This is a genomic window from Mesorhizobium sp. AR07, from assembly GCF_024746815.1.
Classification (GTDB): Bacteria; Pseudomonadota; Alphaproteobacteria; order Rhizobiales; family Rhizobiaceae; genus Mesorhizobium.
Genome location: NZ_CP080525.1, coordinates 6,363,029 through 6,381,796 on the forward strand (window position 1 = coordinate 6,363,029; position 18,768 = coordinate 6,381,796).

The following is an 18,768-nucleotide window of genomic DNA, read 5'->3' on the forward strand; positions in this document are numbered from 1 at the left end:
GAAGGCCGTCAAGCGGTCTCGCTTGCGGACGAGAAGATGTCGTGGGAGGCGAACCAAACCTTGGCCACCTCGATGAACGCCAACGCCGCATTCGACACCCGCTGATGCGTGTCATAGGTGAGCAGGATCCGTTGCATGGGCAGCGGATCCGACAGCGGCTTGCAGATGAGAGGCAGGCCGTCATAGCTGCGGTCGCCATGCGGGCGGGTGTAGCTGACCGCGACACCGAAGCCGTTGGCCACCATGCTGCGCTGGAGTTCGAACGAGCTTGTCGCCCTGTCTGCCACCGGGGAAAGGCCGCGGCTGCGGAAAAGATCGAGCATATGTTGCCAGCTGTGCGGCTGGTCCGTCGTGATCAGCGGATAGGCGGCCAGATCCGCCAGACTGACCTCGGGGCGGTCCGCCAGCGCATGGCCTGCCGGCAACAGCGCATGCGGGCGAAGTTCGCGCAGCAGGATGCGGGCGAAATGCGTCGGCAGGCTGAGGTCATAGGTGAGGCCGAGATCGATGGCGGCATCGCCGAGCCGTCGCCCGAGCGTCTCGAACGTCTCGTCGCGAACGACGATCTCCACGGCCGGATAGCGTTCGGAGAAGGCGCGGATCAGGGCCGGCGCGAAGAAAGGCGCCAAGTCCTCGAAACACCCAAGCACCAGTTCACCACCGATAGCGGATTTGCTTGAACCAAGACCGATGAGTTCATCCGTTTCTGTCAGGACCTGTCTTGCCTTCGCCACGACGGCACGGCCGAACGATGTCGGCGACACGCCGCTTCCCCGCTGGCGGACGAACAGCTTCTGGCCGAAATTCTTCTCGACGGCGTCGATGGCCACCGAAATCGAAGGCTGCGAGACGTTCAGCATCTTCGCCGCGCCAGTGACGCTGCCATGACGCGCCACGGCGACCAGATAGCGCAACTGAGTGAGGGTTACATTCATAGGGTAGTCCTATGTACCAAATGGGAAGTTATTATTTTACTGAATGAAAGAGGATTGCGATAGTCGGTTCATTCCAAGAGGAGAACGCCATGGCTTCCGCAATCGACACCCAGACAAACGACACCCAATTCATCGACGCAAAGACGATCGCCGACTATCAGCGCGATGGTGCTGTCTGCATTCGCGGCGCCTTCAAGGGCTGGGTCGACACGATTGCCGCCGGCATCGAGCGCAACATGCAGAACCGCAGCGCCACCGCGTCCGATATCGCCAATGGCCGCGGCAGTTTCTTCGACGACTACTGCAACTGGGAGCGCATTCCCGAATTCGTCAGCGTGGTGCGGGATTCGCCGGCCGCCGAACTGGCGGCGGCGGTGATGCAGTCGCGCACCGCGCAGTTCTTCCACGACCACGTGCTGGTCAAGGAGCCCGGCACGCAGAAGCCGACGCCCTGGCATCAGGACATCCCCTACTACTTCGTCGATGGCCAACAGACCGTGAGCTTCTGGATTCCCATCGATCCGGTGAAGGAGGCGACGCTGCGCCTGATCGCCGGCTCGCACAAATGGGACAAGATGATCATGCCGGTGCGCTGGCTCGACGACAGCAATTTTTACGCCGGCGAGGGCGACTATCTGCCGGTGCCCGATCCCGACAAGGACCCTGGGATGAAGGTGCTCGAGTGGGAAATGGAGCCGGGCGACGCCATCCTGTTTGACTTCAGGACCGCGCATGGCGCGCGTGGCAATCTGACCTCGGCACGGCGCCGGGCGCTGTCGCTGCGCTGGGTCGGTGACGACGCGCGGTATGTCGAGCGGCCCGGGCGCACCTCGCCGCCCTATCATGGCCACGGCATGCAGCCGGGACAGAGGCTGCGCGAGGACTGGTTTCCGGTCGTCTTCCAGGGTTGAGCGACAGCCGGAACATCGGCGGCGGATGGCGCCGCCGATGTTCGGCAGGGGTAACGTTCCCGTGCGCAATTCCGATCAAAGCACCCTGATGCCTTGACCCGTCGTCCAGAGAGCAATAGCGGGTTCTCTAAGAGATCGGCATCAAGAGGTAGCCATGAACGTTCTTCTTCTCGGCTCCGGCGGCCGCGAACATGCGCTGGCCTGGAAGATCGCCGCGTCGCCGCTGCTGAGCAAGCTCTATGCCGCTCCCGGCAATCCGGGTATCGGCGGCGAGGCCGAGCTGGTGAAACTGGACATTGCCGATCACGCCGCTGTCGCCGCCTTCTGCAAGCAAAAAGAGATCGGCCTCGTCGTGGTTGGCCCGGAGGGGCCGCTGGTCGCCGGCATTGCCGACGATCTGCGCGCGCAAGGCATTCGCGTTTTCGGACCCTCCAAGGCTGCCGCGCAGCTGGAAGGCTCAAAAGGGTTCACCAAGGATCTCTGCGCCAGATACGATATTCCGACCGCCGCCTATGGCCGTTTCGGCGATCTCGCGTCCGCCAAGGCCTATGTCGAAAGGACCGGCGCGCCGATCGTCATCAAGGCCGATGGCTTGGCCGCTGGCAAGGGCGTCACGGTTGCCATGACGCTGGGCGAAGCAGAAGCGGCACTCGATGCCTGTTTCGACGGGTCCTTCGGCGCTGCCGGCGCGGAGGTGGTGATCGAGGAATTCATGACCGGCGAGGAGGCGAGTTTCTTCTGCCTCTGCGACGGCACCACAGCACTTCCCTTCGGCACCGCACAGGATCACAAGCGCGTCGGCGATGGCGACACTGGCCCCAACACCGGCGGCATGGGCGCCTATTCACCGGCCCCGGTGATGACGCCGCAAATGATCGAGCGTACCATGCGCGAGATCATCGAGCCTACCATGCGCGGCATGGCCGAATCGGGCGCGCCATTCGCCGGCGTGCTGTTTGCCGGGCTGATGATATCAGACAAGGGGCCAAGACTGATCGAATACAACACCCGTTTCGGCGATCCGGAATGCCAGGTGCTGATGATGCGGCTGAAGGACGATCTGCTGGTCCTGCTCAATGCGGCAACCGACGGCCAGCTCGCGCACACCTCGGTGCGCTGGCGCGACGAGGCGGCACTCACCGTGGTGATGGCGGCCAGGGGCTATCCCGGCACGCCGGAAAAGGGATCGGTCATCCGCTGCGTCGAAGACGCTGTGAGCGACGGCGTCCAGATATTCCACGCGGGCACGGCAATCAACGGTGGTGCTCTGGTTGCCAATGGCGGCCGCGTCCTCAACGTCACGGCGACCGGTAGCACGGTCGGCGAGGCGCAGAGACGCGCCTATGCCGCGCTCGACCGGATCGACTGGCCGGACGGCTTCTGTCGCCGTGACATTGGCTGGCAGGCGGTGGCGCGCGAGCAGGCAAACTGAAGGCCTGTATTGGCGGGACGGCGGCTTACCGCTGGCCGCGGTCGATCTCGGTCGAAGCGGTGCTGAGCGGATCAGCCCCGGCAAAGGCGGCATCGAGTTGCGCGGGCGAACGCTGTTCGGTCCGCTTCCAGGCGACATATTGGACAATGCCGAAGCCCGCCCGTCGCGGCACTGTCTTCACCACAGGCATGCGGAAGCCGTCGCGGAACGTCGTCCATCGCGTGCCCAGCACTGCTACCATCTCCTCGAAGGTCGGCGGCGCCGCCACCGAGGCGTAAGTGATGGTGACATTGCCGGCGAGGCCGGCTTCGCGTGAGACCGGCAGCGGTATCGAGGCGAGATAGTCAGGTGGCACGTCGATCAGGCCGCCGAAAGGCCATTGCGCACGCAGCGTGGTCGCGTCCGTCGGTGCGACGTTGACGTCGATGTCGTTGGGCGTGCCGGCAACCCTGTAAGGGCAGTGGAAGCGGCCGCAATTGGCTTGCGCCGAAAACTGCCACAGCGCGTAGCCGCGCCAGTTGCCCATCGGAAAATGCACGTCGATGTCGTTGATGTAGCGGGCATACCAGAGCGGCAGCCGCGACAGGAGCCGGTATCTGTAGCTGTTGTCGGCAATGTACTGGGCCGTCTTGCCGTTGGTGTAGAGCACCGGGAAGCGGCCGATGCGCCGATGCACCTGGCGCGCGAACTCCTCGGCATCGTCGAGCGACATCCACTGCGAGGGATCGTTGCCCTCGATGTCGAGAGCCAGCAGATCGTCCGGCGCGGGATCGGCGAAATCGAGGAAATTGTTGGCCTGCTCGACCGGATTGCCGGGGCGGGCGAGGTGATAGGCGCCCCATTTCAGGCCGAGCGCCTTGGCGACCACCCTGCGCGTCTGGAACAGTTCGCGTGTCACCGCATGGCGTTTCCACAGCGCCTTGCACAGCTTTACCTCGCTGTCGCCGCCGAAACAGAAATAGGGCGGCGGCATGCCGTCGGATGCCTTGTTGATGAAGCCGACGATCCGCTTGTCGGTGGCGAGTTGCGCCCAGTCGATGGAATTGTACTCGTAGGCGTCGACCACCAGGGCGCGGTCGGCATTCTTCCAGGGCTCGGAAAAATCCGAGGCCTTTGCCGCCGTTGGCTGCGCCATCGTCGCCGCAAAAGCGAGAAGCGCCAGTGCATGTCGCCCAAAAGTGCGCAGCGGTTTTGGGGCAACGACATGCACAAAAACCAAAGACTTGAAGAGCATCGGCACGACGCTCTTTAAGCGGCGAAGGAGGCGCGCCGGCATTTTCAAACAGGGAATCCCCGTTGATCAAAGACAAATCCTGAACCGCTATGGTTAAGGAAGTGCTTCTGCAGGCTGGCGACGGCGATGCTAACGCCGGATAACCGGCTGAAATTCAAACGGGTCCGGCGCCGGCTCTTGCTGCAGCGTGCCTTCGGCCGCCCGTTTGCGGTGATGGGCGAGCGAGCATTGCGGCGAACACAATATGCCGCGGTCCGACCAGTAGGCGGCGCCGTGTTCCAGTCTGCCCTCATGGTACCAGAACCCTGCCGCTCGATAGGGCAGGCCGCATTCGATGCAGCGATAGGCGTCTGGTCTGGCAAGCATGGGACATTCCGGTCGATGGTTTGTGCAGGATTGAATTTAATACATGCGAACGCGATTGCAAAATCCGCGTGACAAAATTTGACGTTTACGTAAAAAGAAGATGGAGGACCGCCCCTCAAAGGCGGATGGTTTTGCGGCAGTGCGGGTCCTAGGATCAGTCCGATGGATCAGGAGGAGGAAGCGGCATGTATCGGGCACCGGTCGAGGATATCGCTTTCACGCTCAAGCACGTGGCGGGTCTCAAGCCCGCCCTCGATGCCGGCACATTCGGCGATCTTGGCGAGGATCTGGTCGATGCCATTCTTGGCGAGGCCGGACGCTTCGCTACCGAAGAGGTCGCGCCGCTCTACAAGATCGGCGATGAGGAAGGTGCGGTGTTGAAGGACGCCGCCGTCATCACGCCGCCCGGCTGGAAGGCACTCTATCGCCGCTGGATCGACGGCGGCTGGAACGCACTGTCCGGGCCTGAAGCGTATGGTGGCCAGGCGCTTCCGACCATGCTCGGCGTCGCCGCGCTCGAAATGTGGAACTCCGCCGCCATGGCCTTCGGCATCGGCCCGACGCTGACCATGGGCGCGGTCGAGGCGCTCGACAAACACGCCTCGCGGGAGCTCAAGGCGAAATATCTCGAAAAGCTCGTCTCCGGTGAATGGATGGGCACGATGAACCTGACCGAGCCGCAGGCCGGTTCGGACCTCAATGCGTTGCGCGCACGCGCCGAGCCGGCGGGCGACGGCACCTACCGCATCTTCGGCCAAAAGATCTTCATCACCTATGGCGAGCACGACTTTACCGACAACATCATCCATCTGGTTCTGGCGCGGCTGCCCGATGCGCCTGCCGGCACGCGCGGTCTGTCGCTGTTCCTGGTGCCGAAATTCCTGGTCGGCGACGATGGCTCGCTCGGCGCGCGCAACGACGTCTTCTGTTCCGGCCTGGAGCACAAGCTTGGCATTCATGCCTCGCCGACCTGCACCATGATCTATGGCGATGGCTTCGGCGGCACTGCGCCCGGCGCCATCGGCTGGCTGATCGGCGAGGAGAACAAGGGCCTCGCCTGCATGTTCACCATGATGAACAACGCCCGCCTTGCCGTCGGCATGCAGGGCGTCGCGGTCGCGGAAGCCGCGACGCAAAAGGCAATCGCCTATGCCAATGAGCGCCGCCAGGGCAAGGCCGCAAGCTACGCTGGTGCCGGCATGGCGCCGATCGTCCACCACCCGGATGTGCAGCGCAATCTCCTGACCATGAAGGCGCTGACGCAGACAGCGCGCGCCATCAGCTATTGCTGCGCTCACGCCATCGACCTGGCGCGCGTGTCGGCTGGCGATGAGGCGACGCATTGGCGCGACCGCGCCAATCTGCTGACGCCGCTGGCCAAGGCATTCTCGACCGATATCGGCGTCGAGGTTGCCTCGCTTGGCCTCCAGGTGCATGGCGGCATGGGCTTCATCGAGGAGACGGGCGCGGCCGCGCTCTACCGCGATGCACGCATCGCGCCGATCTATGAGGGCACCAACGGCATCCAGGCGATCGATCTGGTGATGCGCAAGCTGCCGCTCGGCAGCAGTGACCATGTGCATGGTTACATCGCCGAACTTGCCGCGGTCGCCAATGCCGTGCGGACATCGAATCTTAGGGGTTTCGGCCGCACCGCCGATGCCCTCGACGCGGCGCTCGCCGAGTTGACGCAGGCGACCCGCTTCCTGCAAAAACTAGCGGCCGACGGCCGGCCGGACGAGGCGCTGGCTGGTGCTACGCCCTATCTCAGGCTGATCTCGCTTGCCGCCGGCGGTGCCTACCTGGCGCAGGGCGCTCTTGCCGATCCGGGCCGCATCGCGCTTTGCCGTTTCTTCGCCGAAAACCTGCTCGGCGAGGTCAGGGCCTTGAAGGAGCGCGTTATCGGCGGCGCCGAAAGCCTCTCGATTGCCGGCAAAACACTGATTTCAGCCTGACCGCTCACAAGGAAAAAACCGTGACAGACCACATCCTCGTCGAGCGCCAGGGCGCCATCCAGATCATCCGCATGAACCGCCCGGACAAGAAGAACGCCTTGACGCGCGCCATGTATGCGAAAATGTCGGCCGCTCTGGCCGAGGGCGACGCCGATCCTGCGATCCGCGTCCATGTCTTCCTTGGCGTGCCCGGCGCCTTCTCCTCCGGCAACGATCTTGCCGATTTCATGGTCGTCGCCACTGGCGGCGATGGCGGCACCGAGGTCTGGGACTTCCTGATGGCGCTGGCCAGGGTTGAAAAGCCCATCGTTTCCGGCGTCGACGGCATTGCGGTCGGCATCGGCACGACGCTCAATCTGCATTGCGACCTGACCTTCGCCACGCCGCGCACGGTGTTCAGGACGCCTTTCGTCGATCTCGGGCTGGTGCCCGAGGCAGGATCGAGCCTGCTCGCGCCCCGCATCCTTGGGCAGCAAGGTGCTTTCGCGCTGCTCGGCCTCGGCGAAGGCTTTTCGGCCGAGCGGGCGAAAGCCGCCGGCTTGATCTACGAGGTGGTCGAGGAAGGGGCGCTGGAGGCCTCGGTTCTGGCGGCGGCAGGCCAGATCGCGGCCAAGCCGCCACAGGCGCTGAAGATCGCGCGCGACCTGATGCGTGGCTCGCGCGACGATCTCGTCGCCCGCATCGGCGAGGAAAGCGAGCATTTTCGCGAACGGCTGAAATCAGATGAGGCGCGCGCCGCGCTCACGGCATTCATGACGAGAAAGAAATCATAAGTAGAAGCTGCCGATCTCCCCTCGTGGGCAGGGCTATCGCATATGAGTGATAAGGCTGATGAGGTCTTGATCGGCCCACTGTGCTTTGAGTCGTTTGTGGCTGAGCGGGATGTTTTCCGGGTCGGCTCTAAGGATGTTGAGAGTAAGGCGCCGAAGTATGGCGTGGTTTGCCGGCGCGTTGTTCTTGCGACCCCTGATGCGATCTTCGCAGAGCAGGACGTCGAGTTGCCAGTGCAGCTCATTCTCTATGCTCCAGTGGCGGCGGACGGAGGCGATCAGTTCTTTGGCCGGCATTGTGCGCGACAACGCATAGCAGCGGACCTTGTGGGTGGTCTTGCCATCGACGGTGCGCCAGCTTTCGACACGGCCGACGGCGCAAAGGTCGACGAGCGCGTTCTGGCCCGGCGTCTGGGCGAAGGGGACGACGAAAGCACGGCGCACCTCGTGGCGGCCATGGGCATCCTCGTCGACCTGATGGAACCTGGTTCTTTTGCTCGCAGCTGCCGCGTCGAGGGCGGCATTGGCCTGTACTGCCAGTTTCGACTGGTTGCCCTTGATGGCCAGCACATAGTTGCCGCCACCTTCGCGGATGGTCTTGGTCATGCGGCGATGGCAGTGCAAGGCATCGCCGGTGACGGTCAACCCCTTGAGCGACAACAGCTTGAGCGCCTCGATCGCAGCCTCGACCTCGCCACCCTTGTGTGCCACGACCTGAGCCAGGCTCATGAAGGTGTCGCAGGCAAAGACTGTAACCACCAGCGGCGGCATGTGGGCGCAGCCCTTGGCGTAGGCGCGCCTGAGGCTCTTGCCGTCGACGGCGACTTGGCCTTTCGGCACATCGATGTGCGCCTGTGTGCCGAAGGCGGCCATGAAGCGCATGAAGGCGGCGTTGAAGGCCACCGGATCGAGTGCGGCCAGCACCCGGCTGAAGGTGTCGTGGCTGGGCACGCCGTGCTTGAGGGGGATGAACTGCCGCAACAGATCGAGCCGCGACTTGGCAAACAGCACCATCTCCGTGCAGTGCGTCGCTCCGCAAAGCACCGCCGCCAGCGCCACGAACAAAATCTCTGGCAATTCGTGCTGGGCCGTGAAGTCTCGAGGGTCCGGAACCTCGTCGAATATATCCACAAACACCATCATGACCTCCTGTCTTCAAGAGGTCCGTCAGAATCAATTTCTCTCCACCACGCAAGTGACCCGATCTACTCATGTGCGATTCCCCTGCCCTCGTGGGCAGGGCAAACGCACAGGGATTCTTGCGAAGAAGGACCCCCACCCTAACCCTCCCCACAAGGGGGAGGGAATACTGCCGCGCGCTTCCCCCTTGGCGTAAAACGTCGGCAATTTTTGCCGAGATCGGCGCCTACGGAATCTCCCTCCCCCTTTTGGGGAGGGGTTAGGGGTGGGGGTATTCGTAGGGCGAAAACCTCGGCTTCCCATATGCGACTGCCCTGCACTCCGCTGGGGAGATTGGCGCCTCAGGGATAAAGCCTCGTCTTGTCCCAGCCGTCCTTCGCATCGCGGGAAAAGACGACGCGGTCATGCAGCCGGAACGGCCTGTCGTGCCAGAACTCGATGGTCGTGGGCACGATGCGGAAACCCGACCAATGCTTTGGCCGGGGAATCTCGCCGATCGGATAGCGCGCCGTGTATTCGGCCACCGCCTTTTCCAAGGCGAAGCGGCTTTCCAGTGGCCGCGACTGTTTCGAGGCCCAGGCGCCGATGCGGCTGCCGCGCGGCCGCGTCGCGTAGTAGGCGTCGGCTTCGGCGTCGCTGACGATCTCAACCGGACCGCGAATGCGCACCTGACGGCGCAGCGATTTCCAGTGGAAGCACATGGCTGCCTTCATGCTGCCAAGAATTTCCTGGCCCTTGGCGCTCTCGAAATTCGTGTAGAACACAAACCCGCCTTCATCGAACCCCTTGAGCAGAACCATACGCACATCCGGCATGCCGTCGGCATCGACGGTCGCCAGCGCCACGCCGTTGGGGTCGTTCATTTCGCTCTTGGTGGCGTCATCCAGCCATGCGGCAAAGAGGCGAAACGGCTCCGCGGCTTCGGTAAAGTCACTGGTTGTTAACTTTGTGTCACTCATAGTTTTTCTCAAATTGTCACGAAGCCAAGATTCTTATGCAGCAGGGGGAGGTTGCCGATTGTCGCGTATCGCGCAAGCTTTTGACAGCAGGCAATGGGGCGTTATCGCTTCGGCCAGCACGAAAGCCGCGATCGTGATGATCGCGCTGCCGCTCGCCGCTTGCGGCGCGGGTGGGTTTAGCCTGGAAAAAGCTGAAGTCGACAGGTCGATTCTGACCGGCAGCACCTCGGCCTCAGCCGCGCCGGCCAATGCCGATCGCGACTCCGACCAGACGACGATCGGCAATGCGGTGTCCTCCGCCGATATCGAGCAACTCGGCGAGCAGGCCGTGCCATGGGCGAATGCCGGCACCGGGTCACGCGGTTCCATCACCGAGCTGGCGGAATTGAAGGACAAGGGCCAGACATGCCGCCGCTTCAAGGCCTCGCGTGAAAGCTTTGATGGCGTTGCCATGTTCAAAGGCGAACTTTGCCTGGCCAGCGCCGGCGGCTGGCACATGCAGGACTTCAAGGCACTCTGATTTTCCGCTTTCGATATGCCGACCCAGCACTGGAATTTCTTCCTATGCGAGCGCATATAGGAGGCAACCAGAGACTCACTCCTTTTCCAGGGCACAGGAAGCATGCGCGACCCCTATGAGGTGCTGGGCGTTGCCAAGAACGCATCGGCCAAGGACATAAAATCGGCGTACCGGAAACTCGCCAAGAAGCATCATCCGGATCAGAATCCGAATGATCCCAAGGCGAAGGACCGTTTTGCCGCGGCCAACCAGGCCTATGAGATCGTCGGCGACGAGAAAAATCGCGCCGCTTTCGATCGCGGCGAGATCGACGCCGACGGCAAGCCGCGTTTCCAGGGCTTTGAGGGTGCCGCCGGTGGGGGCGATCCCTTTGGCGGGTTTCGCCGGCAGCAAGGCGCTGGCGGTTCGCGATTCGAATTCCGCTCCGGCCGCCCCGGAGGCGATCCGTTCGACGGCAACAGCGATATCTTCAGCCAGATTTTCGGCGATGCCTTTTCAGGTGCGCGCGGTGCCGGCGCGGGCGACCGCCGTCAGCCGGCGACCGCCGCCGATCTGAACGTGACGCTCGACGTCACCATCGAGGAAGCGGCGACCGCCGAAAAGGTGACGGCGATGTTCCCCGACGGTCGCAAGGTGGCGGTCAAGCTGCCGGCCTATGTCGAGGATGGCCAGACCATCCGGCTGAAGGGACAAGGCGAGCAAGGGCCGGGCCAGCCAGGCGATGCGCTGGTCAAGATCCATCTGCGCCGGCATCCGCGCTACCGTATCGAGGGGCGCGATCTGCATGCCGACCTGCCTGTGGCGCTGGCGGATGCGGTGCTCGGCGCCAAGGTGCCGGTCGAGACGCCGACCGGCAAGCTTGCCGTCAACGTTCCCGCCTGGTCGAGTTCGGACAAGGTCCTGCGGCTGAAGGGCAGGGGCCTGCCGGAGAAAGCCGGCGGCCATGGCGATCTCTACGCGCATGTGCGGATCATGCTGCCGCAGGGCGGCGATAGCGCGCTCGAAGCGCTGTTGCGCGGCCAAAAAGGTTGATTGGCGGCTTTTGTCCCCCGAACTGTCCGGTTTGAACGCTTGAAGGGGCACTGTGCCTGTGCGATAGGGCACTCCACAAAGCAGAAAATCTTGCGGAGAGCGCTCACATGGCGGGTGGACAGGGCCTTATGGCCGGCAAGCGCGGCCTTATTCTTGGCGTCGCCAATAACAGGTCGATCGCATATGGCATCGCCAAGTCGTGCGTCGACCATGGCGCCGAGATCGCGCTGACCTATCAGGGCGAGGCGTTCAAGAAGCGCGTCGAGCCGCTGGCCGCCGAACTCGGCGCCTTTGTCGCCGGCCATTGCGACGTCACCGACCCGGCGAGCCTGGACGAGGTTTTCGCCAATGTCGCCAAGCATTGGGGCAAGCTTGATTTTCTCGTCCACGCCATCGCCTTCTCCGACAAGGACGAGCTGACTGGTCGTTACGTCGAGACGACGCGCGACAATTTCCTGCGCACCATGGACATTTCGGTCTACTCCTTCACCACCATTGCCAAGCGCGCCGAGGCGCTGATGACCAATGGCGGCTCGCTGCTGACGCTGACCTATTACGGCGCCGAAAAGGTGATGCCGCATTACAACGTGATGGGTGTCGCCAAGGCCGCGCTCGAGGCCAGCGTGCGTTATCTGGCCGTCGATCTCGGCGCCAAGAAGATCCGTGTCAACGCCATTTCGGCCGGCCCGATCAAGACGCTTGCCGCATCCGGTATCGGCGATTTCCGCTACATCCTGAAGTGGAACGAATACAATTCGCCACTGAAGCAGACGGTGACACAAGAGGAAGTCGGCGATTCCGGCGTCTATTTCCTGTCCGATCTGTCGCGCGGCGTCACCGGTGAAGTGCACCACGTCGATTCGGGCTACCACGTCGTCGGCATGAAGGCGGTCGACGCACCGGATATTTCGACGGTCAAGGACTGACACCCGCCAACCGTCGTCCGCCCGCTCCCGTTCCGGAAGACCTGATGTACCCGCTGGTTTACATCGTGCGCCACGGCCAGACCGCGTGGAACGCCGAATTCCGGCTTCAGGGGCAGGCCGACACTGACCTCAATACGCTTGGGTGCGAACAGGCGGACGGCAACGGCCATCGGCTGGCCGAACTCGTCCACAATCCGCAGGATTTCGATTTCGTCGCCAGCCCGATGAAACGGACGCGCGAGACGATGCAGCGCATCCGCGCCGCGATGAAGCTTGATCCGGATGGCTATCGAACTGATTCTCGGCTGGTCGAAGTCAATTTCGGCGATTGGCAGGGGTTTACCTTTGCCGAGCTGGAGACGCGGTATCCCGGAGCGAGCCGGATACGCGCTTTGGACAAGTGGAACTTTCAGCCGCCCGGCGAAGGCGCCGAGAGCTACCAGATGCTGCTCGAACGGGTGAAGCCCTGGTTCGACGCGATCGAACGCCAGACGATCTGCGTGACCCATGGCGGGGTCATGCGGACCTTGTTTCGCTTCGTCGAGGGGATGGCCGAGGACGAAGCGGCGAACCTGGAGATACCGCAGGATCGTGTGCTCAAACTCGACGGCAAGAGCCTGCAGTGGCTTTAGGCCCGTTCAGAGCAAGTCCAGAGAAAGTGCTTCGCAAAAGCAAATGATTAGAGCGGTTCAGCGAAATGCCGAACCGCTGGCACTGCGTCCAATTCGGGTTGGAAGCTCTAATTGGCCGCGCTGTCCGGCAGTTCCATGTCGGTGATGACGTTTTCACCATTGGTGACGTCGTAGGCGATGACGATGTCCATGCCCGGCTTCAGCGCGTCGAGATCTGTCTCGGCGTTCAGTTTGTAGGATTTGCCGTCGTCCAGCGTCAGTATCAGCGCGTCCTTGTCGATCTTCTTGATCAGGCCCTCGGTCTGGCCGGCGAAAGCGGCGGTGGAAAGCAGCAGCGTGGCGGCAACGGCGCCAATCAGGGTACGCATAATCGTTCCTCTTAATCATTGCACCGGCATGGCGACGGGCGTTCAACGGCGGATGGAGCAGAGCAGAAACCAACCGAATGTGTCAAAACTAAATCCGCCAGATCACAGTTTGACCCCTGTGAAAAACGCCAATAGAAGGCGTCTTGAGCCGGCTCCGACGCCGGGCAGGGTCATTTCATGTCTCACAACACGTTCGGCCACCTTTTCCGCGTCACCACCTGGGGCGAAAGCCATGGCGCCGCACTCGGCTGCGTGGTCGACGGCTGTCCGCCCGGCATCCGCTTTACGCGCGACGAGATCCAGGCCGACCTCGACAAGCGCCGGCCGGGCCAATCACGCTTCGTCACCCAGCGCCGCGAGCCCGACGAAGTGAAGGTGCTGTCAGGCTTCGTGCTCGACGAGGACGGTGAGACGATGATCACCACCGGCACGCCGGTGTCGATGCTGATCGAGAATGTCGACCAGCGCTCGAAGGACTATGGCGAAATCGCCCGCCAATACCGGCCGGGCCATGCCGATTACACCTATGACGTCAAATACGGCATCCGCGATTATCGCGGCGGCGGCCGCTCCTCGGCCCGCGAAACCGCGGCGCGCGTGGCCGCCGGGGCGCTCGCCCGCAAGGTGGTGCCGGGCATGGTGGTGCGCGGCGCGCTGGTCTCGATGGGCGAAAAATCGATCGATCGTGCCAACTGGAACTGGAATTTCATTGGCAACGCCGAAAATCCATTCTTCACCCCCGATCCGGCCTCCGTTCCCGTCTTCACGCGATATCTCGACGGCATTCGCAAGGCGGGATCCTCGGTCGGCGCGGTCATCGAGATCGTTGCCGATGGTGTTCCGGCGGGCCTCGGCGCTCCGATCTATGCCAAGCTTGACCAGGACATTGCGTCCGGCCTGATGTCGATCAATGCCGTCAAGGGCGTCGAGATCGGCAACGGTTTCGAAGCCGCCCGCATCACCGGCGAAGAGAATGCCGACGAGATGCGCATGGGCAATGACGGCAAGCCGGTGTTCCTGTCCAACAATGCCGGCGGCATCCTCGGCGGTATCTCGACCGGCCAGGCGATCGTTGCCCGTTTCGCCGTCAAGCCGACCTCGTCGATCCTGACGCCGCGCAAGTCGATCGACAAGGACGGCAACGACGTCGAGATCATGACCAAGGGCCGCCACGACCCATGCGTCGGCATCCGCGCCGTGCCGATCGGCGAAGCGATGGTTGCCTGCGCCATTGCCGATCATTACCTGCGTCATCGGGGACAGACGGGAAGGGGAGTAGGGCAGTAAGGGAGTAGGGCAGTATGGTACGCTGCCCGCCGAGACAGCCAATTTTTTCCTTTGCCCCTACTCCCGTACTGCCCTATTCCCCTACTCCCTGGCGAGCGAAGCGAGCATACCATGCCTTACGACCAGAAGAAGATCGTCGAAGCCTTGCGTGCTTTCGAGCGCGGCGAGATCGTCGTCGTCATGGACGATGACGGGCGCGAGAACGAGGGCGACCTGATCGTCGCCGCCGTCCACTGCACGCCCGAAAAGATGGCGTTCATCGTCCGTCACACGTCAGGCATCGTCTGCACGCCGATGCCGCGCGAGGAAGCCAAGCGCCTCAACCTGCAGCCGATGGTGGCCGACAATGATTCGGCTCACACCACCGCCTTCACCGTCAGCGTCGACTTCAAGCATGGCACGACGACAGGCATTTCGGCCGAGGACCGCACGCTGACCGTTCGCAACCTCGCCAACGGCAATGTAGGCGGCTCGGATTTCGTCCGCCCCGGCCACATCTTCCCGCTGATCGCGCGCGAAGGCGGCGTGCTGATGCGCTCGGGCCATACGGAAGCCGCGGTCGATCTGTGCAAGCTTGCCGGCTTGCCGCCTGTCGGCGTCATTTCCGAGCTGGTCAACGACGATGGCACCGTCAAGCGCGGGCCGCAGGTGGCGGCCTTTGCCGAGCAGCATGGCCTCAAGCAGGTTTCGGTCGCCGATCTCATTGCCTACCGGCAACGCAAGGAAACGTTGGTCGAACGCGTGGCTTGCTCGGAGATCGACACGCTCGGCGGCAAGGCGCAGGTCTTCACCTACACGCTGCCCTGGGACTCCATGCATCATGTCGCCATTGTCTTCGGCGACATCCGCGACGGCGAGGACGTGCCGGTGCGCCTGCATTCCGAGGACGTAGTGACCGACGTTTTCGGCACCAGCCATCGGCTCGACGGCATCATGAAGGCGATGGGCGAGCGCAAGCGCGGTGTCATCGTCTATCTGCGCGAGGGCTCGGTCGGCGTCGCCCATCAGGAGCGCAAGCGGCCGGCGAGCGGCGACCGCGAGGATCACGAAGAGGCGCGCCGCCGCGAGAATGAATGGCGCGAAATCGGCCTCGGCGCGCAGATCCTCAAGGATCTCGGCATTTCCTCGATCAACCTGATCGCTTCGCGCGAACGTCACTATGTCGGTCTCGAAGGTTTTGGCATCCACATCGCCAAGACCGAGATTCTCTGAACGGCAACCACCTGGGATAGCGCCCGGTCCGTTCGAACCGGAGGCCTCGGGATCATTCCGCGGCAACGACGCCTGCTTCGCATCCGTCCAGCTCGCACTCGGGCGTGGCAAGGCTGCTCTGGCCAAGCAGCACGGTGGCCAGTGCGATCGTGCCTGAAGCCACCGAGATCCAGAACCCGTTCTGCGCGCCGAACGCATCGACCACCGAGCCGGCTGCGAACGAGCCCAGCGCCATGCCTATGCCGATCCCTGTGGTCACCCAGGTGATGCCCTCGGTCAGCATGGCCTCCGGCACATGCCGTTCGATCAGGCCGAATGCCGTGATGAAGGTCGGCGAGATCGCCACGCCGCTGATGAAGACGGTCAGTGCCAGAAGCGGCACTGAGCGGGCGGTCAGCGGCAGCAATGTGCTGAGCGCGATGATGGCGACCGCGATGGCAAGCTGGCGTTGCAGCGGCGCTTTCAGGTTGAGCGCCCCGACGATGATGCCGAGCACGAACGATCCCAGCGCATAGACGCCAATGACGAGGCTCGCGGCACCCGGTTGGCCAAGTTCCTTGGTGAATGCCACCGTGCTCACTTCCGTCGTCGCGAAGGTCGCGCCGATGAAGATCAGGGCGAAGGTGATGATCTGCACCGGCCGCAGGCGGATTGCCGAGCCGCGCGAACCTGATTCCGCTGGCCGCACTTGCGGCTCGGTCGAACGCTGCAGGATGAAGGCCGTCGAACCGAAGGCGAGGAACAGCGTGCTCGCCAGCATGCCCGCTTCCGGGAACAGGGCGGCACTCAGGCCCACCGACAGCGATGCCCCGGCGATGTAGACCAGCTCGTCCGCCGCCGATTCGAAGGCAAATGCGGTATTCATCTCGGGTCGCCCGCGAAAAATCTCCGTCCAGCGCGCGCGCACCATTGCCGGCATGCTGGGCATCGCCGCCGCCAGCAATGCCGACACGAACAGCGTCCATACCGGCCAGTCCTGATTGGCCGCCGCAATCAGGACCGCGAAAGCGAGCACGGAGATGATGGTGGTCGGCACCACGATCCGCGTCTGGCCGACGCGATCCACCAGCCTTGATATCTGCGGCGCCACGAAGGCGTTGGCCAGCGCGAATGTCGCGGAGACGGCGCCGGCAAGCCAGTATTCGCCACGCGTCTGCGACAGCATCGCCACGATGCCGATCGGAGCCATGGCGATCGGCAGGCGCGCTATGAAGCCCGCGGCCGCAAAGCCCTTGGTGCCGGTGGCGCGAAAGATCTCGGAGTAAGGATTTTGCATGGTCCGGTTCCTCGACAAAGGAAGATTCGACAATTACATACGTTGCGTATGATTGTTAGATAGATCATACGCCGCGTATGTCAATTGGCATACGTGACGTATGTCAATAGGTCCAGAAGCCATGCACAAACCTCGCAGGGAGATGATCGCCGAGACGCGCGCCAAGCTGATCGCGGCGGCCCGCCATGCCTTCGGCACAACAGGCTACGCCGAAGCCTCGATGGATGATTTCACCGCATCGGCCGGGCTGACGCGCGGCGCACTCTATCATCACTTCGGCGACAAGAAGGGATTGCTGCAGGCGGTCATCGCCGAGATCGACGGCGAGATGGCTGCTCGGGTGAATGAGGTCGCGTCGAGAGCGCCGACCCGCTGGCAGCGTTTCGTTGACGAATGCACGACCTATATCGAGATGGCATTGGAACCGGAAATCCAGCGCATCATGTTCCGGGATGGCCCGGCCGTGCTGGGGGATCCGGCACAATGGCCGAATGCCAATGCCTGCATCGCTTCAATGACCGGCCATCTGACGACGCTGCAGGCGGAGGGGCTTGTCGTCTCCAGCCTCGACGCCGAGACTGCCTCGCGGCTGATCAACGGGGCGAGCAGTCAGGCGGCGCAACGGATTGCCAATTCGAGCGACCCCGAAGCGACGTCGAAGAAGGTGGTGACGGCGTTCAAGCAACTGCTCGAAGGCCTGCTCAAAAGGCCTGATCCGCAGCCGGATTGAAATTCCTTTTCGACGGTCAGGCATCATTGCCCGCGATTGACAATGGCTGGTTTGAGCGCATCCTCTTGCGCCATCTCTGAGGGGGAGATTCGGGGCATGTGGGATTTCGATATCGGCAGGGCGGTGTCCATCATGATGCGGACATGGCCCTTCATCGTCTTTCGCATGATCGTCTATTTCGGCATCACTCTTGCCTACATCTTGGCGACCGGCACGGGCGCCAGCGTCGGCTATGGCGTCGGCCATATCTCGGCCGATCCCGACGGGCCGCTGTCCTTTGCCCTGTGGGGCGGCGTGGTCGGCTTCGGTATCGTCTCGATCGCCGTCTACTGGATCCGCGAATACTTCCTCTATGTCGTCAAGGCCGGCCACATCGCCGTCATGGTCCATCTGATCGACGGCCGCGACATTCCCGACGGCCAGAACCAGATTGCCTATGCCAAGGAAATCGTGACCCAGCGTTTCGCCGAGGCCAACATCCTTTTCGTCGTCGACCAATTGGTCAAGGGCGCCATCCGCGCCATCACCGGCCTGATCAGCGGCATAGCCGCCTTCCTGCCGATTCCTGGCTTGAGCGGCGTGGTCTCCTTCATCAACACGGTGATCCGCCTGTCGCTGACCTATGTCGACGAGATCATCCTCGGCTACAACATCCGCATGAATTCCGCTTCGCCGTTCGAGACGGCGCGGCAAGGCGTCGTGCTCTATGCCCAGAACGGCAAGACCATGGTCAAGAACGCCGTCTGGCTGGCGGTCATCATGTGGGGCGTGTCCTTCGTCATCTTCCTGTTGATGCTGGCGCCGGCCGGCGCCATTCTTTTCATGATGCCCGGGCAACTGGCCGGCTGGGCCTTCGTGCTCGCCGTCGTCTTCGCCTGGGCCTTCAAGGCCGCGTTCATCGAACCCTTCGCAATCGCCTGCCTGATGCAGGTCTATTTCAGGACTATCGAGGCCCAGGTGCCCGATCCCGCCTGGGATGCCCGGCTGGCGGAGGCGTCTTCCAAATTCAGGGAACTCAAGGACAAGGCGCTGGCCTCCTTCGGCGGCTCGCGCTGGGGAACGGCCGGCGCCACACCCTGACTG

General features: G+C 63.0%; 19 protein-coding genes. 12 read left to right on the forward strand and 7 right to left on the reverse strand.

What is annotated here, in order from left to right; all coding sequences use genetic code 11:
- Window positions 1–8: 8 nt before the first annotated feature.
- A complete protein-coding gene (locus BPNPMPFG_RS31315) occupies window positions 9–935 on the reverse strand; it encodes a LysR family transcriptional regulator (RefSeq protein WP_258592405.1) in 927 nt (308 codons plus the stop codon).
- Window positions 936–1,024: 89 nt separating this feature from the next.
- Between BPNPMPFG_RS31315 and BPNPMPFG_RS31320 the strand changes: the two genes are divergently transcribed.
- Entirely contained in the window at window positions 1,025–1,846 is an 822-nt protein-coding gene (locus tag BPNPMPFG_RS31320; RefSeq protein ID WP_258592406.1) for a phytanoyl-CoA dioxygenase family protein, read from the forward strand.
- A gap of 154 nt (window positions 1,847–2,000) precedes the next feature.
- A complete protein-coding gene (purD, locus tag BPNPMPFG_RS31325; protein ID WP_258592407.1) occupies window positions 2,001–3,278 on the forward strand; it encodes a phosphoribosylamine--glycine ligase in 1,278 nt (425 codons plus the stop codon).
- A 25-nt stretch (window positions 3,279–3,303) separates the two neighbouring features.
- On the opposite strand, the gene BPNPMPFG_RS31330 is transcribed toward purD, so the two are convergent.
- A complete protein-coding gene (locus BPNPMPFG_RS31330) occupies window positions 3,304–4,413 on the reverse strand; it encodes a glycoside hydrolase family 25 protein (protein ID WP_258597003.1) in 1,110 nt (369 codons plus the stop codon).
- 228 nt (window positions 4,414–4,641) lie between these two features.
- Window positions 4,642–4,878, reverse strand: coding sequence for a hypothetical protein (locus BPNPMPFG_RS31335; RefSeq protein WP_258592408.1), 237 nt, complete (start codon window positions 4,876–4,878; stop codon window positions 4,642–4,644).
- Between the two features lie 185 nt (window positions 4,879–5,063).
- On the opposite strand from BPNPMPFG_RS31335, the gene BPNPMPFG_RS31340 reads away from it, so the two are divergent.
- The gene (locus BPNPMPFG_RS31340) at window positions 5,064–6,833 is read left to right on the forward strand and encodes an acyl-CoA dehydrogenase family protein (protein WP_258592409.1); all 1,770 of its coding nucleotides are present in this window, start codon (window positions 5,064–5,066) and stop codon (window positions 6,831–6,833) included.
- Between the two features lie 20 nt (window positions 6,834–6,853).
- Window positions 6,854–7,606, forward strand: coding sequence for a crotonase/enoyl-CoA hydratase family protein (locus BPNPMPFG_RS31345; protein WP_258592410.1), 753 nt, complete (start codon window positions 6,854–6,856; stop codon window positions 7,604–7,606).
- Between the two features lie 33 nt (window positions 7,607–7,639).
- Here BPNPMPFG_RS31345 and BPNPMPFG_RS31350 read toward each other — a convergent pair whose 3' ends face one another.
- Both BPNPMPFG_RS31350 and pdxH read right to left on the reverse strand, forming a co-directional pair.
- Window positions 7,640–8,746, reverse strand: a complete 1,107-nt coding sequence (locus BPNPMPFG_RS31350; RefSeq protein ID WP_258590624.1) for an ISAs1 family transposase — start codon at window positions 8,744–8,746, stop codon at window positions 7,640–7,642.
- Between the two features lie 338 nt (window positions 8,747–9,084).
- A complete protein-coding gene (gene pdxH, locus BPNPMPFG_RS31355) occupies window positions 9,085–9,702 on the reverse strand; it encodes a pyridoxamine 5'-phosphate oxidase (RefSeq protein ID WP_258592411.1) in 618 nt (205 codons plus the stop codon).
- A 58-nt stretch (window positions 9,703–9,760) separates the two neighbouring features.
- Between pdxH and BPNPMPFG_RS31360 the strand changes: the two genes are divergently transcribed.
- From BPNPMPFG_RS31360 to BPNPMPFG_RS31375, 4 genes are all read left to right on the forward strand, one after another.
- Window positions 9,761–10,222: an RT0821/Lpp0805 family surface protein gene (locus BPNPMPFG_RS31360; RefSeq protein ID WP_258592412.1), complete on the forward strand. Its 462-nt coding sequence runs from the start codon at window positions 9,761–9,763 to the stop codon at window positions 10,220–10,222.
- A 102-nt stretch (window positions 10,223–10,324) separates the two neighbouring features.
- Entirely contained in the window at window positions 10,325–11,254 is a 930-nt protein-coding gene (locus tag BPNPMPFG_RS31365; RefSeq protein ID WP_258592413.1) for a DnaJ C-terminal domain-containing protein, read from the forward strand.
- Between the two features lie 107 nt (window positions 11,255–11,361).
- Window positions 11,362–12,180 carry an enoyl-ACP reductase FabI gene (gene fabI / locus BPNPMPFG_RS31370; protein ID WP_023808634.1) on the forward strand — a complete coding sequence of 273 codons (819 nt, stop codon included), beginning with the start codon at window positions 11,362–11,364 and terminating at the stop codon, window positions 12,178–12,180.
- Window positions 12,181–12,224: 44 nt separating this feature from the next.
- A complete protein-coding gene (locus tag BPNPMPFG_RS31375; protein WP_258592414.1) occupies window positions 12,225–12,812 on the forward strand; it encodes a histidine phosphatase family protein in 588 nt (195 codons plus the stop codon).
- A 107-nt stretch (window positions 12,813–12,919) separates the two neighbouring features.
- Here BPNPMPFG_RS31375 and BPNPMPFG_RS31380 read toward each other — a convergent pair whose 3' ends face one another.
- Window positions 12,920–13,180, reverse strand: coding sequence for a DUF1344 domain-containing protein (locus BPNPMPFG_RS31380; RefSeq protein WP_258592415.1), 261 nt, complete (start codon window positions 13,178–13,180; stop codon window positions 12,920–12,922).
- Between the two features lie 177 nt (window positions 13,181–13,357).
- Between BPNPMPFG_RS31380 and aroC the strand changes: the two genes are divergently transcribed.
- Together aroC and ribB are read left to right on the forward strand one after the other, a co-directional pair.
- Window positions 13,358–14,467 carry a chorismate synthase gene (gene aroC, locus BPNPMPFG_RS31385; protein WP_258592416.1) on the forward strand — a complete coding sequence of 370 codons (1,110 nt, stop codon included), beginning with the start codon at window positions 13,358–13,360 and terminating at the stop codon, window positions 14,465–14,467.
- A 111-nt stretch (window positions 14,468–14,578) separates the two neighbouring features.
- On the forward strand, window positions 14,579–15,679 hold the full coding sequence (gene ribB / locus BPNPMPFG_RS31390) for a 3,4-dihydroxy-2-butanone-4-phosphate synthase (protein WP_258592417.1): 1,101 nt from the start codon (window positions 14,579–14,581) through the stop codon (window positions 15,677–15,679).
- A gap of 52 nt (window positions 15,680–15,731) precedes the next feature.
- On the opposite strand, the gene BPNPMPFG_RS31395 is transcribed toward ribB, so the two are convergent.
- Entirely contained in the window at window positions 15,732–16,955 is a 1,224-nt protein-coding gene (locus BPNPMPFG_RS31395; RefSeq protein WP_258592418.1) for an MFS transporter, read from the reverse strand.
- A gap of 121 nt (window positions 16,956–17,076) precedes the next feature.
- On the opposite strand from BPNPMPFG_RS31395, the gene BPNPMPFG_RS31400 reads away from it, so the two are divergent.
- Complete coding sequence (locus BPNPMPFG_RS31400; RefSeq protein ID WP_258592419.1) at window positions 17,077–17,685, forward strand: TetR/AcrR family transcriptional regulator; 609 nt, start codon at window positions 17,077–17,079, stop codon at window positions 17,683–17,685.
- Between the two features lie 96 nt (window positions 17,686–17,781).
- Complete coding sequence (locus tag BPNPMPFG_RS31405) at window positions 17,782–18,765, forward strand: hypothetical protein (RefSeq protein WP_258592420.1); 984 nt, start codon at window positions 17,782–17,784, stop codon at window positions 18,763–18,765.
- Window positions 18,766–18,768 lie beyond the last annotated feature (3 nt).